Annotated in this window: 14 protein-coding genes; 2 read left to right on the forward strand and 12 right to left on the reverse strand. The window is 74.8% G+C overall.

Translation table 11 applies throughout. The features are described 5' to 3' along the window. Nucleotides 1–197: 197 nt before the first annotated feature. The 4 genes from ACWCXC_RS08790 to ACWCXC_RS08805 form a co-directional block, all read right to left on the reverse strand. Nucleotides 198–1,331 (reverse strand): sensor histidine kinase, encoded by a 1,134-nt coding sequence (locus ACWCXC_RS08790; RefSeq protein ID WP_450887627.1) that lies wholly within the window; start codon nt 1,329–1,331, stop codon nt 198–200. Then, nucleotides 1,324–2,019, reverse strand: a complete 696-nt coding sequence (locus ACWCXC_RS08795) for a response regulator transcription factor (RefSeq protein WP_450887629.1) — start codon at nt 2,017–2,019, stop codon at nt 1,324–1,326. Before ACWCXC_RS08795 ends, ACWCXC_RS08790 begins: the two co-directional genes overlap by 8 nt. Nucleotides 2,020–2,028: 9 nt before the next feature. Next, nucleotides 2,029–2,730 (reverse strand): VanZ family protein, encoded by a 702-nt coding sequence (locus tag ACWCXC_RS08800; RefSeq protein WP_450887631.1) that lies wholly within the window; start codon nt 2,728–2,730, stop codon nt 2,029–2,031. 161 nt (nt 2,731–2,891) lie between these two features. Beyond that, entirely contained in the window at nt 2,892–4,358 is a 1,467-nt protein-coding gene (locus tag ACWCXC_RS08805; RefSeq protein ID WP_450887633.1) for an MFS transporter, read from the reverse strand. 112 nt (nt 4,359–4,470) lie between these two features. On the opposite strand from ACWCXC_RS08805, the gene ACWCXC_RS08810 reads away from it, so the two are divergent. After that, nucleotides 4,471–5,106 carry a TetR/AcrR family transcriptional regulator gene (locus tag ACWCXC_RS08810; RefSeq protein ID WP_450682725.1) on the forward strand — a complete coding sequence of 212 codons (636 nt, stop codon included), beginning with the start codon at nt 4,471–4,473 and terminating at the stop codon, nt 5,104–5,106. A 19-nt stretch (nt 5,107–5,125) separates the two neighbouring features. Here ACWCXC_RS08810 and ACWCXC_RS08815 read toward each other — a convergent pair whose 3' ends face one another. The 6 genes from ACWCXC_RS08815 to ACWCXC_RS08840 all read right to left on the reverse strand — a co-directional run bounded on the left by ACWCXC_RS08815 (nt 5,126) and on the right by ACWCXC_RS08840 (nt 10,607). Then, the gene (locus ACWCXC_RS08815) at nt 5,126–5,749 is read right to left on the reverse strand and encodes a nucleotidyltransferase domain-containing protein (RefSeq protein ID WP_450887636.1); all 624 of its coding nucleotides are present in this window, start codon (nt 5,747–5,749) and stop codon (nt 5,126–5,128) included. A gap of 54 nt (nt 5,750–5,803) precedes the next feature. Beyond that, entirely contained in the window at nt 5,804–6,739 is a 936-nt protein-coding gene (locus ACWCXC_RS08820; protein WP_450887638.1) for an SDR family oxidoreductase, read from the reverse strand. Further along, nucleotides 6,736–7,080 (reverse strand): DUF952 domain-containing protein, encoded by a 345-nt coding sequence (locus ACWCXC_RS08825; protein ID WP_450887640.1) that lies wholly within the window; start codon nt 7,078–7,080, stop codon nt 6,736–6,738. Before ACWCXC_RS08825 ends, ACWCXC_RS08820 begins: the two co-directional genes overlap by 4 nt. Before the next feature lie 18 nt (nt 7,081–7,098). Then, nucleotides 7,099–8,478, reverse strand: a complete 1,380-nt coding sequence (locus tag ACWCXC_RS08830) for a choice-of-anchor A family protein (RefSeq protein ID WP_450887642.1) — start codon at nt 8,476–8,478, stop codon at nt 7,099–7,101. Nucleotides 8,479–8,549: 71 nt separating this feature from the next. Then, on the reverse strand, nt 8,550–9,551 hold the full coding sequence (locus ACWCXC_RS08835; RefSeq protein WP_450682792.1) for an NAD-dependent epimerase/dehydratase family protein: 1,002 nt from the start codon (nt 9,549–9,551) through the stop codon (nt 8,550–8,552). Nucleotides 9,552–9,653: 102 nt separating this feature from the next. Continuing rightward, nucleotides 9,654–10,607 carry a LysR family transcriptional regulator gene (locus tag ACWCXC_RS08840; RefSeq protein WP_450682720.1) on the reverse strand — a complete coding sequence of 318 codons (954 nt, stop codon included), beginning with the start codon at nt 10,605–10,607 and terminating at the stop codon, nt 9,654–9,656. Nucleotides 10,608–10,886: 279 nt separating this feature from the next. Here ACWCXC_RS08840 and snpA point away from each other — a divergent pair, with 279 nt between their 5' ends. Next, entirely contained in the window at nt 10,887–11,561 is a 675-nt protein-coding gene (gene snpA, locus ACWCXC_RS08845) for a snapalysin (RefSeq protein ID WP_450682719.1), read from the forward strand. Nucleotides 11,562–11,658: 97 nt separating this feature from the next. Here the strand turns inward: snpA and ACWCXC_RS08850 are convergent, their stop codons facing one another. Next, the gene (locus ACWCXC_RS08850) at nt 11,659–12,018 is read right to left on the reverse strand and encodes a GntR family transcriptional regulator (RefSeq protein WP_450682718.1); all 360 of its coding nucleotides are present in this window, start codon (nt 12,016–12,018) and stop codon (nt 11,659–11,661) included. A gap of 2 nt (nt 12,019–12,020) precedes the next feature. After that, a complete protein-coding gene (locus tag ACWCXC_RS08855) occupies nt 12,021–13,001 on the reverse strand; it encodes a DUF1648 domain-containing protein (protein ID WP_450682717.1) in 981 nt (326 codons plus the stop codon). Nucleotides 13,002–13,118 lie beyond the last annotated feature (117 nt).

The raw sequence follows: 13,118 nt of genomic DNA on the forward strand, positions 1-13,118 counted from the left end.
TCGCCAGCGCCCGCCGCCGCGCCCTGGACGCCGGCCGCACCGACACCGGCGGAGTGGGCGCGCTCGGCGCCCACGTGGCCGGGCCGCCCCGCCGCGCCCCCCCCGCCCCCCGCCCGGTGCCGTCGCCGCCGTGTTTCCTGTCCGGTGCCGTCGCCCGCGTTTTCCCACCCCGAGGGCCACACCCCCACGCCCCGGTTTCAGCCTCCCCCGCCGCCCGGCAGTCGGACCGTCACCACCAGCCCTCCCGCCGGGCGCGGGGTGAGGGTGAGGGTGCCGGAGTGGGCGCGGACGACGCTGTCGACGAGGGCGAGTCCGAGTCCGACTCCGGCGTGTTCGTCGGTGCGGGCGCGTTCGGTGCCGCGCTGGAACGGTTCGGTGAGCGTGCGGACCAGGGCGGACGGGAGCACGGGGCCGGTGTTCTCGACGCGGAGGACGCTCGTGTCGCCGTCGGTGCCGGTGCGGACGGTCACCGTGCCGTGGGCGGGGAGGTTGTGGACGAGGGCGTTCTGGACCAGGTTGGCCACCATCCGCAGCAGGAGTTCCGGCGAGCCGGTCACCGGTGCCGCTCCCCCGGTGACGTCCAGGGTGTGACCGCGCCGTTCGGCCAGGGGCAGCAGGGTCTCGGCGGCCTCCTCGGCCAGGAGCGAGAGGTCGGCCGGCTCGGGGGCGTCGAGGATCCGGTCGCTGCGGCTGAGCAGCAGCAGCGCCTCGGTGAGGTCGATCGCCCGGGTGTTGACCGCGTCCAGGCGGGCGAGGAGGGCGTCCCGGTCGCGGGAGGGATCCTTGCGGGCGACGTCCAGAAGCGTGCGCGAGATGGCCAGCGGCGTGCGCAGTTCGTGCGAGGCGTTCGCGGCGAAGCGCCGCTGCTCGGCGACGTGGGACTCCAGCTGTCCGAGCATCGAGTCGAAGGCGTCGGCCAGTTCACGGAACTCGTCCCGGCGGCCCGTCATCCCGATCCGGTGCGAGAGGGTGCCGGTCCCCGCCGTCCGGGCCGCGTCCGTGATCGCGGCGAGCGGCGCGAGCATCCGCCCGGCGAGGATCCAGCCGCCTCCCAGCCCCAGGACCAGCAGGAACGCCAGAACGGCGGCGGCCCTGGGGGCGAAGACCCGCAGGAGGTTGGAGCGTACGGGGAAGACCCCGGGCAGCGGCGTGCCGTCGGAGACGAGCAGGGCCCGCTCGGGGACGTACCGCAGGAGAAACAGCCACACCGCCGCCAGCAGCAGGGTCCCCGCCAGCATGAGGAATCCGGCGTAGCTGAGGGTGAGTTTCAGACGGACGCTCGTGCCGTGCGCCCGGTCGGCGGCGCGGTGGACGCGCGGCGCCCTACGCATGGCCCGAGGGGTCCGGCGCGTGCTCCGGACCGGCGTCGATGCGGTAGCCGACGCCGGGCACGGTCGCGATGACCCAGGGTTCGCCGAGCCGTTTGCGCAGGGCGGAGACCGTGATGCGCACGGCGTTGGTGAACGGATCGGCGTTCTCGTCCCAGGCGCGGGCCAGCAGGTCCTCGGCGCTGACCACCCCGCCCTCGGCCACGAGCAGGACCTCCAGGACGGCGAACTGCTTCCGGGTGAGGGCGATCCGGTTCCCGTCGCGGAAGACCTCGCGGCGGAAGGGGTCCAGGCGCAGTCCGGCCAGTTCGCGGACGGGCGGGCGGGGGCGGGCGCGTCTGCGGTCGAGCGCGCGCAGCCGCAGGACGAGTTCGCGCAGGTCGAACGGTTTCGTCAGATAGTCGTCGGCGCCCAGTCCGAACCCGGTGGCCTTGTCGTCGATCCGGTCGGCGGCGGTCAGCATGAGGATCGGGGTGCCGCTCCCGGAGGCGACGATGTGCCGGGCCACCTCGTCGCCGGAGGGCCCCGGGATGTCGCGGTCGAGGATCGCGGCGTCGTAGGTGTGGACGGACAGGAGTTCCAGGGCGGTGTCGCCGTCGCCCGCGATGTCCGAGGCGATCGCCTCCAGCCGCAGCCCGTCCCGTACCGCCTCGGCCAGGTACGGCTCGTCCTCCACGATCAGTACGCGCATGCCGGAAGCCTAGGCCGGGTCCGGGTTGTCCAGGGATGTCGGTACGCGGTCCGGGTGCCGCCGTGCCCACCAGGGGCGCGAGACCAGGGCGGCCAGGGCGGCGCCGGTGGTGTTGACGAGGACGTCGTCCACGGAGGAGACCCGGTCCAGGCGGAGCACGTACTGCGCGGTCTCGATCAGCGCCGAGCAGCCCGCGCCCAGGGCGAGGACGCGCGGCAGCGAGGCGAGGGCCGCGTACCGGACCGGGGCGAAGGCGCCCACCGCCGCGAGGACGAGCAGGTTGCCGATGATGCCGAAGGGGCCCATGGTGACGAGGTCCCTCAGCGGGACCAGGCTGACGCGGGCGGGCGCGACCCCGGGGGCGGCCCCCGGCATCATCGTCATCCAGACGAACGGGACCGTGCCGTGGACCATCGCCACCTCGGCGACCGAGGTCCGCCAGGGCGCGGCCTCCCCCGCCGTCCGCCGCCGGCGGGCGAGCGCCCAGGTGAGGAGCGCGGAGAGCGGCAGGGCGAGCAGCGTCAGGAGCACCACCCCGTTGAAGGTGCCGTAGCAGACGTACCCGTTCCCGGACAGGCAGCGCGGGGCGGCCATCATCAGCGGTCCGCGCAGCACGAGGGCGGCGGCGGCCGTGCCGAGGACGACGAGGACGAGGAGCACCGTCCGGTGGACCCGGCCGGGCGGTGCGGGCGGGGCGAGCGTGTCGTTCATGCGTCCATCGCAGGCCATGGGGTGTTGCGGCGGCGTATGCGAAAGCCGGCGCGCACGGAAGGGGGCCGGCCCGTTCGCGGTGAACGGGCCGGCCCGGCGGGGTGCGGTACGGGGCGGGGGCTCCGGGACGCACCGAGCCGACGGGAGGAGGGCGGCGAACGTCACTTCCCGGCCGCGCGCGGGCGGAGGAACGCTCCGGCGAGCAGGGCGCCCGCCAGGACGAGGCCCGCGTTGACCAGGACCGCGACACTGACCCCGGAGAGGACGGCGTGCGGGCCGGTGGCGTCGAGTCCGGCCGTCCGGGCGGTGACGACGGCGCTCATGACCGGGATGCCGAGGGTGATGCCGACCTGCTGGGTCATCGTGGCGAGGCCGGTGGCCAGGCCCTGTTCCTCGTCGGGGAGTCCGGAGGTGGCGGTGACCATGAAGCCGACGATCATCAGCATGTTGCCGACGCCCCCGACGAACGTGGCCGCGAGCAGCAGCCAGATCCAGGCGCCGGAGGTGCCGAGGGCGACGAGCGCGAGGGTGGCCGCGGCCTGGACGGCTCCGCCGGTGACGATGGTCGTGCGGGTGCCGAGGCGGCCGACGACCCGGCCGGCGAGGGTGCCGCCGGTCACCGTGCCGAGGCCGAGGACGCCGAAGGCGAGTCCGGTGGCGAGCGGGGTGTAGCCGAGGACCTTCTGGAGGTAGAGGGTCAGCAGGAAGACCAGCGAGGTCTCGGTGGCGAACGCGACGAGGCCGGTGGCGTTGCCCCAGACGACGCTGCGGCGGCGGAGGATGCGGACGGGGACGAGCGGGGCGGCGGCCCGGTGCTCGATGAACAGGAACGCGGCCAGGAGCGCCGCCCCGGCGAGGAGCGCGGCGAGCGTGGCGGGCGTGGTCCAGCCGGTCTCGCCCGCCCGGGTCAGCCCGTAGACGAGGAGCAGCAGGCCGCCGGTGACGGTCGTGGCGCCGGGGACGTCGAGGCGGGTCCGGGCGGCGGGGCGGGAGTCGGTGAGGACGGACGGGGCCAGGGCGACGACGAGCGCGGCGACGGGGACGTTGACGAAGAAGGCCCAGCGCCAGGAGAGCAGATCGGTGAGGAGCCCGCCGAGGACGGCGCCGGCGGTGAATCCGGCGGACATGAGCGCGCCGTTGAGGCCGAGGGCCCGTTCGCGCAGCGGTCCCTCCGTGAACGCCGTGGTCAGCAGGGCGAGTCCGGCCGGGGTGACGGCGGCGGTGGCCAGTCCCTGGAGGACCCGGGCGGTGAGCAGCACCTCGGGGGTGGTCGCCAGGCCGCCGAGCGCCGAGGAGAGGCCGAGGACGACCATGCCGCCGACGAAGAGGCGCTTGCGGCCCACGAGGTCGGCGACGCGCCCGAAGAGCAGGGTGAAACCGGCGGCGGCCAGGGCGAAGGCGGTGGCGATCCACTGGAGGTTCGCCAGGGAGAAGCCGAGCCCTTCGCCGACGACCGGCAGCGCCACGTTCAGGATCGAGAAGTCCACGGCGATCATGAACTGTGCGCCCAGGAGCAGGGTGAGGACGAGCCGCTGCCTGCCGGTCATCCGGGGTGGTGCGGGCGGGGCCGGTGCCGTGGCGGGCGGGGCGCCCGTGTCGCGTCGCGGGGTCCGGCTGGGTGCGGACATGGTCGTCCTCCTCGGGCGTTCCGGGAACGGAAAGACTTAACGGTTCCGTGGTTCCGTTAAGATGGAGCGACCGTAGCAGAGGATGCGGAACTAATGGAACTGGAGACCCGTTATGACGCCGAAGGGTGCGGAGAGCGCGCGGAGCGCGGAGGGCGAGCCCGGTACGGTCCGGCCCGGCGGACGGACCGCCCGGGTCCGTGAGTCCGTCCTGCGCGCCGCCGGGGACGCCCTGGCCGAGCAGGGCTTCGACCGGCTCGACCTCGCCGATGTCGCCCGCCGCGCGGAGGTCGGCAAGACGACGGTCTACCGGCGCTGGTCCACCCCCACCGGTCTCGTCGCGGACCTGCTCGACGCCATGGCCGAGCAGTCCGTCCCCCGGGCCCGGACCGGCTCCCTGGCCGGGGACCTGAGGGCCAACGCCCGCCTCGTGCTCGCCACCCTCACCGACCCGCGCCAGGGCGCCCTCTTCCGCTCGGTGATCGCCGCCGCGACCTGCGACGACCGCACGGCCCAGGCGCTGCACCGCTTCTACGCGATCCGGATCGAGGAGTGGTCCGGCTGTGTCACCGACGCCGTCGAACGCGGCGAGCTGCCGGCCGGCACCGACCCCCACGAGGTGGTCCGCGCGGTCTCGGCCCCGCTCTACTACCGCCTGCTGGCGAGCGGCGACCCGCTCGACGAGGCCGCCGCCGACCGGGCCGCCGCCGCGGCCGTCGCCGCCGCCGAAGCCGGTGCGTACGTACGGTGAGACACCCGCCGGGCCGTGGTCAGCCCGTGGCGCGGGCGCGCAGCCGGGCCGCCCAGGGGTGACCGGCGCCCTCGGCGAGCGTGAGCGTCTCGGTCAGCCAGGAGCGGCCGTCCTCGTCCAGCACGGCCAGCGCCTCCTCGAAGTCCCGCTCGTCCTTGGGCCGTGGCGACCGGGCCTTGTAGAGGAGCTGGACCTCGGGGGCGAGATGGGGGACGCCGTCGCCGGTAACCCGGCCGATGCGGTCCAGCGGGAGGCGGATGCGCGGGTCGCGGCGGTACACCCAGTCGCCGTCCGCCACGTCGTCCAGCATGAACTGCACCCGCCACGGCGCGTCCGGGCCCGGTCGGCACCAGATGTCGTGGACCCCGGCCGGCAGGATCTCGCCGGGCGGCCAGGGCCTCAGCGTGCCGGGCGGATCGGCCGCCCACCACTCCGCACCGGGCAGGATGCGCTGCACGGCGAGCTGGTCCCGCCGCAGCAGCAGGACGTCGAGATCGGCGTGGGCCCGGAAGGCGCGGCCCACGGCCAGTTCGATCGCGTAGCCGCCGGCGATCCACCACGGTTCGCGCAGCGGGGCGAGCAGCCGCACCGCCTCGTCGAGCGGCATCGGCTCCCAGGGGCCCCAGGGGGTTTCCGTACGCATGGTGTTCCCGTCCGGACCGCGCGGCCGAGGTGGCGGATCCCGTGGTGGGGGCGGTCAGTGGTCGGTCAGCAGATGGCGGTAGCTCGCCGGGTGCTGCCGCAGATACGCGGCGAGGCTCGTCGCCGGACGGCCGGTGAGACGCGGTACGGCGTCGGAGACCGTGGACATCTCCCCCGCCGCGATGGCCTCGTACGAGGTCACCCAGCCGGCCACCTCCCAGTCCGGCGCCCCGTAGTGGGCACGCGAGGCGTAGGCCTCCTCCCTGGTCTCGGGGACATAGGTGACGGTCCGTCCGCTGGCGCGGCTCAGCTCCGCGGCGGCCTCGGCGAGGGTGAACGCCTCGGGGCCGGTCAGGTCGTACGTCAGCCCGTCGTGCGTCGGGCCGGTCGGGTCGGTGTCGGACAGCAGGACCGCCGTCGCCGCGTCGGCGACGTCCTCGTGGGCCACCGCGGCCACCCGCCCGTCGCCGCCCGGACCGCGCAGGATGCCGTCGGCCCCGGTCATCGCCGGGAGGCCGGCCAGATACCAGCTGTCGCGCAGGAAGGTGTGCCGGACCCCGCAGGCCCGGATGCGGGCCTCGGTCTCCCAGTGGTCCCGGGCGAAGGTGAAGGTGGCGTCGGGCGCGGCGCCGAGGAAGGAGACGTACACGATGCGTTCGACGCCGGCCGCGACCGCCGCGTCCACCGCCGTCGTATGCTCGCGCACCCGGTCCGGGCTCTCGTGCGCCGAGACGAGGAACAGCGTGTGGGCCCCGGCCAGCGCGCGGCGCATCGCCTCGCCGTCCCCGTAGGACGCGGGCGGCGCGGCGACGGCGCCCGGCAGTTCGGGCAGCCGGGACGGATCACGGCCCAGCAGCCGCACCGGCACACCGGCCCGCGCCAGCCGGGCAGCGACCCGGCCGCCGAGCGCGCCGCTCGCTCCGGTGACGGCGGTCGGCGGACCCTCGGTGATGCCGTCGGTGGTGTCCTCGGACGGGTGAACGTCGTTCATGCGGGGTCGCCTTCCTCGTACGGCCAGGGGCGCACCTCCACGACCGCCCCGACGGGGACCGGTCCGTAGATGTGCGGGAACTCCTCGCCTCCGGGCCGCAGCGCTTCGCGGCGCACGGGGGCGGACAGGCGCGCGGGGTCGATGACGAGGACCACGAGGTCCTCGCCGCCCTCCCCGGCGCCGTACAGCATCCGGGCCACCCCGGCGAGCTGATGGGGCAGCGAGCAGTGGATGAAGCCCTCCTCGCGCAGGGTGCGGCCGCGGGTGGACATCTCGTACGTCCCGGTCCCGCGGGCCGCCTCCCACAACGGGCGTTCCGTCAGGTGCAGCAGTTCGGCCATGGGCCCAAGCTAAGGGTTCTAGCCGCGTCGGCGCGTCCTGCGGGCCATCACGGTGGCCGCCGCTCCGGCGGCCAGCAGGGCGGCGGCGATCCCGCCGATCACCCATTCACCGCCGCGCGCTCCCGTGTCGGGCAGCTCGCCGCCGGGGTGGGGCGGGGCGGTGTGCGTCGGGGTGGGGCGGGGGCCGGGGGTGGTCTCCGACGGGGAGGGGCCGGGGGTGTCGGTGGGGGTAGGCGTCGGGGCGGGGGTGTCCGTCGGAGCGGGGGTGTCCGTGGGAGTGGGGGTCGGGGTGGGCGTCGGGGAGTCGGTGGGGCTCGGCGACGGGGAGGGCTCCTCGCCGCAGTCCGGCAGATCGCCGTCGAAGGGGTAGGCGTGGAACTCCTGGCCGCCGGACTCCCCCTCCGAGGTGTGGGTGAGCGATCCGGCGCTGTAGAAGCGGCCGTTGACCCCGCTGACGGCGACGGTCGTCATGCTGGACGGCTGACCGACGAGCACGCTGCCCTGGAACTGCCCGGTGCCCTTCAGGCCGACCTCGGTGGCGTCCGGGAAGTTCCACATCAGGCGCTCGCGCAGGCCCGTCCGGGGCAGCGAGCCCATGTACGTGCTGATGCCGCGCGCGCTTCCGTACACGTTGACCAGCACCGTCGCCCCGTCCGGGATCTCGCGGAAGACGATGCCCGTCTGGCCGCCCGAGGCCGAGGTCACATCGGCGTCCACGGCGAAGACCTGAAGATCGGAGGTGCCGTCGCCGGTGAAGTAGGTCTCCGAACCGTCCCGCTCCACCGTGCCGTTGGCCGGGCGCCGGCGGTCGGCGTCGTCGTCGTACGCGTAGCAGTGGCTGGCCGCCGCCAGCTCCTCGCGCAGCGCGGTGTACGGCGCGGTGGCGTCCGCGTCGTGGACCGGGTCGGGGATCACGGTCCCGGCGAGGTCCCCGGCGTAGCGCACCACCCCGTGGTTCTCCCCCTCCTCGGCGAGGAGCCGCTTGCCGCTCTGGACGGTCAGATCGCCGCCGACGGTCAGATAGTCGGAGCCGTTGGGCGGCGGCACCCGCGAACCGACGCCGGCCACCCCGACGTTGTAGATCTGCGAGGCGCCCTCCCGCTTCGTCATGTCGAAACGGCCGAGGGCGACGATCTTCCCCTCCGCCTCGGCGGCGGCCTCGCGGACCAGATAGTCGCCGCCCACATAGATGTTGATGTTGCTGTCGTGGTGGGTGACGGGATCGCTGTTGGGGTCCGGCCAGGTCGAAGGGCAGTCGTCGCCGAGACAGGGGCCGAGCCCGCCCGGCAGCGGATCGGCGGCCGCCGTGGGGGCGAGAGCGCCCACGACGGCGGTCGCCGCCGCCACCGTCACCGCCACGCGGTATGTTTTGCCGCTTCTACTCTTCTTCGTTCCCATACAGCGCAATATGCAGGTTTATACGGCATTCGCGTGGCATGCCACGCCGGGCGGCCCCGGGCCCGGCGTGCTCAGCCCGCCAGCAGCTTCGCCTCCACGGCCGGGTCGAGTCCGACCGGCGGACGGTCGGGGCGGTGCGGAGCCGTGCCGCCGATGCCGCGCAGCCACGCCCAGGTGTCCGCGACGGTCTCCGCCACCGGGCGGCAGCGCAGCCCCGCCGCGTACGCCTTGCCGACGTCGCCCCGGTGGATCGCGTCGTACACCTCCCCCGGCGGCAGCCAGACCGGCAGGTCCGTCCAGGGCTCGACGCCCGCCGCAAGGATCCGGCCGTCGTCGGTCCAGCGCAGTTCGGCGTCCGAACCGGTGGCGCGCACACAGGCGTCGAGCAGTTCGCCCAGCGTCGCGTGCCCGGAGGCGCTGGTCAGGTTGTACGGTCCGTGCAGCCCGGCCTCGGCGGCGTCCAGGAGCCAGCTCGCGAGGTCACGGACGTCGATGTACTGGATGGCCCGGTCCGGTGTGCCGGGGGCGAGCACGGGACCGCCGCGGGCGATCCGGGTCAGCCACCACGGCAGCCGGCCGATGTTCTCCCAGGGGCCCAGGATCAGGCCCGCGCGGGCCAGCAGCGCGCGGTCGCCGAAGGCGTCCAGCGCCGCCAGTTCACCGCCGCGCTTGGCCTCGGCGTACCCGACGTCGCCGCCCGCGTCGGGCGAGGCGCCCGCCACCACCGGGCCGTCCTCCGTCAGGCCCGCCGGTGCCGGATCGGCGTACACCGACCGGCTGGAGACGTACGTGTACCGCGCGGCGCGGCCGGACAGCAGCCGGGCGGCGTCCCGGACGGCCCGGGGCGCGCCGCTCCAGGTGTCGACGACCAGGTCCCAGACCGGCACGCCGTCCTCCGGTCGCGGAACGGCGGCCAGGGCGGCCAGTCCGTCCGGTTCCGTGCGGTCACCGAAGAGTTCGGTGACTCCGGGCGGGGCGGGGTGGCGGCCCCGGTGGAACAGCGTCGTCTCCCAGCCGTACGCGAGCGCCGCCTCGGTGACCGCCCTGCCGACGAATTCCGTACCGCCCAGGATCAGAAGCCTCATGCGTCCGACTCTGCCCGGCGGCGCGCCGCACCGGAACGGTCCTCGCTCTGGGCTGAATCGGCGCCCGCCGCGAAGAGGTCGCGCGGGCACTCAGGCGTAGTGGGCGAGCGGGCTGCGGTGGCGCAGCAGCCAGGCGTGGTAGTCGTCCGCGCGGCGGGCGGCCTCCCGGTAGGCCGCCTCCAGTTCGGCGTAGACGACGGTCGTGTCGGCGCCCGGCCGGGAGACCAGCAGCAGCCGGACGGCGAGGGGGTCGTCGCGCAGGGGGCGGATGGCCATGTCGTCGCGGGGGCCGGAGGTGGGCTGGCAGGGGGCGACCGCCTCGCCGAGGACGATGAGCGAGGCGGCGGTGAGGTAGTCGCCGTGCAGCACGGTCGGGGCGACCCCGGCGGCGCCGAACACCCGGCGCAGCCCGTCCCATTCGCCGTCCACGGTGGGGTCGACCATCCACCGGTCGGCGGCCAGGTCGGTGAGGTCGACGACGGGCAGCGCGGCGGCCGGGTGGTCGCGGGCCATCGAGACGAACTGCGGTTCGCGCTCCAGGAGCACCCGCTGGTCCAGCCCCTCGGGGACGGGCAGCGGGCAGCCCTCCACCTCGTGCACGAAGGCGACGTCGAGCCGGCCGGCGTCGACCGCGCCCAGCAGCGCGCGGGCGGACACGTCGACGCGCAGCGAGATGTCGGTGCCGGGGAGCCGGGTGCGGAGGCGGCGCAGCCAGCCGCCGATGACCCGGCTCGCGGTGCAGCCGATGCGCAGCCGGGGACCGCCCGCGCGGGCGGCGTCCGCCTCGGCCTTGGCGTCGGTGACCAGCGCGCTCATGCCGTCGACGAGGGGGCGGGCGCGGCCGATGACGGCGCGGCCGAGGAGGGTGGGGCGGCAGCCGGTGCGTTCGCGGCTGAAGAGTTCGGCGCCCAGGGCCTTCTCGATGCGGCGCAGTTGGGTGGTGAGGGAGGGCTGGCTGACCCCGAGCGTGCGGGCCGCCCGGTGCAGGCTGCCGGTGTCGGCGATGGCGCACAGCGCCCTGAGGTGTCTCACCTCAAGCTCCATGCCGTCGAGAGTAGGGCGGCTCCCGCACCGGCACCAGAGGGTGCTACGCCAACGCACACCGGGGATTCAGCGCGTGTGTGGCGCGATGTCGACCGGCCGTGCGTCCGGTGCGGGGCGCTGCCGGCGGGCGTACGGGCGCGGGTGATAGGGCGGCGCTATCGGTGGTTGGCATCATCCGCGCGGGCCCCGGTTCCCCGACACTCGCTGCGTACCGCCCCCGTCCGCGTCCGCTGACCGGACGGGGTCCCCCCGACCGGTAACTGGCAGGAGACACCCCCCATGAGACACCCCAGGACCGTCATGTCGGCCGTGCTCGGCCTCGGACTCGGCCTCGCCGCCGCGCTGGGCACCGGCCCCGCGATCGCCTCGGCCTCCCCCGCCCCGGCCCCCGTGTCCGCCGCCGCCCCGACCGCCGCGTACGCCTCCTCCTCGGCGGCGCGGGAGAACGAGGCCGGCAACAGGGCGTTCTTCGAAGCGGTGGCCAAGTCCGTGGCCGAGAAGCGCGCGGCCAACCCCGGCGTCCAGGCCGTCACCATCGTCTACAGCGCAGCCAACGCCCCGAGCTTCCGCTCCCAGATAGCCGCGAGCGCCCAGATCTGGAACAGCTCGGTCTCCAGCGTGCGTCTCCAGGAGGGCTCCAACGCGGACTTCGCGTACTACGAGGGCAGCGACCCGCGCGGTTCGTACGCGAGCACCGACGGCCACGGCAACGGCTACATCCTGCTGGACTACGCGCAGAACCGGCAGTACAACTCGACCCGGGTCACGGCCCACGAAACCGGGCACGTGCTCGGTCTGCCCGACCACTACTCGGGCCCGTGCAGCGAGCTGATGTCCGGCGGCGGACCGGGCACCTCGTGCACCAACCCGTACCCGAACGCCTCCGAGCGCAACCAGGTCAACTACCTCTGGCAGTGGGGCTTCGCGGCCGCGCTCGCGGGGGCGCGTTCCTGACCGTCCAGACACCGTCCGCGCCGATGCCGGTGGGCCACCCCTCGCAGGACGGGTGGCCCTTCGGCGTACGGGGCGCGGGGCGCCCGGGGTGCGCGCGTCAGCCGGAGGCGAGTTCGGTGCGGACCAGGGTCAGCAGCTCGTCCTCCGTCAGGCCCAGTTCGCGTGCCTCGGCGATCGTCTCGCGCAGCCGGTCCAGCAGGCGGGCGCGGTGCGGGGAGGCCCCGTCGGCGACGACGGCTCCCCTGCCCCGGCGCAGTTCGATCAGGCCCTCCTCGCGCAGCCGCTGGTAGCCGCGCAGGACCGTGTGGACGTTCACCCCGAGGGATTCGGCCAGGACGCGGGCGGCGGGCAGGCGCTCGCCGGGGGTCACCGTGCCGTCCGCGACGGCGCGGCGCACACAGGCCGCGATCTGGTCGCCGAGCGGCACGGTGGAAGTGGGGTCGACGCGGAAGAGCATGGTCAGTGTCCTGTCCGGCGGCGGTCGACGAGGGTGTTGAGGAGCGCCGCGCCGGTCGCGGAGTCGTCGACGGTGACCGCGAAGTCCCGGCCGCCCGACAGCCGCGCCACGATGCCCTCGCCGGAGCGGATCATCACCCCGGTGCCCCCGGGGCGGATGCGGTAGCCCCAGCCCCCGAACTCCGCGAGGGGGCTGATGTCGCGGCTGACCGCCGTCTCGATCCGGTCGAGCGGCACCCGGACGCGCGGCCACGGGAGCAGTCCGGAGACGGTGATCCCGCGCCGGTCGACGGTGACGTACGGGCGGGCGAAGTTCGCCAGGAGCAGGCCCAGGACCACCGCCGGCACTCCGGCGATCCAGCCCGTGGTGACGATCAGGACGACCCCGGTGGCGCAGACCGCCGCCGCCACCCACGGGAGCCACCGGGACCCGGCGCTGCGCGCCCATCCGGCGACCTCCCCGTCGGCCAGCACGACCCGTTCGGCGTCCCCCGTCATCTCCGCCGGGGGCTCCTCGGGCATGGGGAACAACCGGGCCGGCAGGAGTCCGACGCCGAAGCCCACGGCGGCGGCGCCCAGCGCGGCGGCCAGGTGCCACATCGGGAACGAGACGTCCCGGGCGGTTCCCCGGGCGTCGACGGCGGCGTCCACGTTGATGTACAGGAGCGCGGCCATCAGATAGCCCAGGAGCGCGGCGGTGGCGTACCCGCCCGCGAGCGTCAGGGCGTAGGAGCGGCCCCGCACCTTTCCGTTGGCGGTCATCAGCACCCACATCAGCCCGATGCCGAGGAGCAGCACGGTGGTGATGACCAGGTACGAGCCCCGGCCCGCGTAGTCGTCCGCGCGGCCGTTGCCCACGAAGTGGCTGGCGATGCGGGTGGGCAGCCGGTCGCGCCACACGGCGAACAGGATCAGGTCGACGGCGAGCGCCAGCAGGAAGGGCAGCGCGGCGAGAGCGGCGCTGCCCGTGGTCTTCCGGTTCATTAAAACCTCCCTTGTTTGCATGTTAGTAGAACAATGAAGGCGAAGCAAAGGGCCGGTCCGGCGAGCGCGGACCGGCCCTCGGGCCGATACGGGGGTGACGGGAAAACGGTTCAGGCC

The sequence above is a fragment of the Streptomyces sp. NPDC001515 genome (assembly GCF_053597115.1).

Bases quoted from the DNA above. Each gene is read 5' to 3' on its own strand.
- ACWCXC_RS08790 (WP_450887627.1), bottom strand. From the start codon at position 1,331: ATGCGTAGGGCGCCGCGCGTCCACCGCGCCGCCGACCGGGCGCACGGC.
- ACWCXC_RS08795 (WP_450887629.1), bottom strand. From the start codon at position 2,019: ATGCGCGTACTGATCGTGGAGGACGAGCCGTACCTGGCCGAGGCGGTA.
- ACWCXC_RS08800 (WP_450887631.1), bottom strand. From the start codon at position 2,730: ATGAACGACACGCTCGCCCCGCCCGCACCGCCCGGCCGGGTCCACCGG.
- ACWCXC_RS08805 (WP_450887633.1), bottom strand. From the start codon at position 4,358: ATGTCCGCACCCAGCCGGACCCCGCGACGCGACACGGGCGCCCCGCCC.
- ACWCXC_RS08810 (WP_450682725.1), top strand. From the start codon at position 4,471: ATGACGCCGAAGGGTGCGGAGAGCGCGCGGAGCGCGGAGGGCGAGCCC.
- ACWCXC_RS08815 (WP_450887636.1), bottom strand. From the start codon at position 5,749: ATGCGTACGGAAACCCCCTGGGGCCCCTGGGAGCCGATGCCGCTCGAC.
- ACWCXC_RS08820 (WP_450887638.1), bottom strand. From the start codon at position 6,739: ATGAACGACGTTCACCCGTCCGAGGACACCACCGACGGCATCACCGAG.
- ACWCXC_RS08825 (WP_450887640.1), bottom strand. From the start codon at position 7,080: ATGGCCGAACTGCTGCACCTGACGGAACGCCCGTTGTGGGAGGCGGCC.
- ACWCXC_RS08830 (WP_450887642.1), bottom strand. From the start codon at position 8,478: ATGGGAACGAAGAAGAGTAGAAGCGGCAAAACATACCGCGTGGCGGTG.
- ACWCXC_RS08840 (WP_450682720.1), bottom strand. From the start codon at position 10,607: ATGGAGCTTGAGGTGAGACACCTCAGGGCGCTGTGCGCCATCGCCGAC.
- snpA (WP_450682719.1), top strand. From the start codon at position 10,887: ATGAGACACCCCAGGACCGTCATGTCGGCCGTGCTCGGCCTCGGACTC.
- ACWCXC_RS08850 (WP_450682718.1), bottom strand. From the start codon at position 12,018: ATGCTCTTCCGCGTCGACCCCACTTCCACCGTGCCGCTCGGCGACCAG.
- ACWCXC_RS08855 (WP_450682717.1), bottom strand. From the start codon at position 13,001: ATGAACCGGAAGACCACGGGCAGCGCCGCTCTCGCCGCGCTGCCCTTC.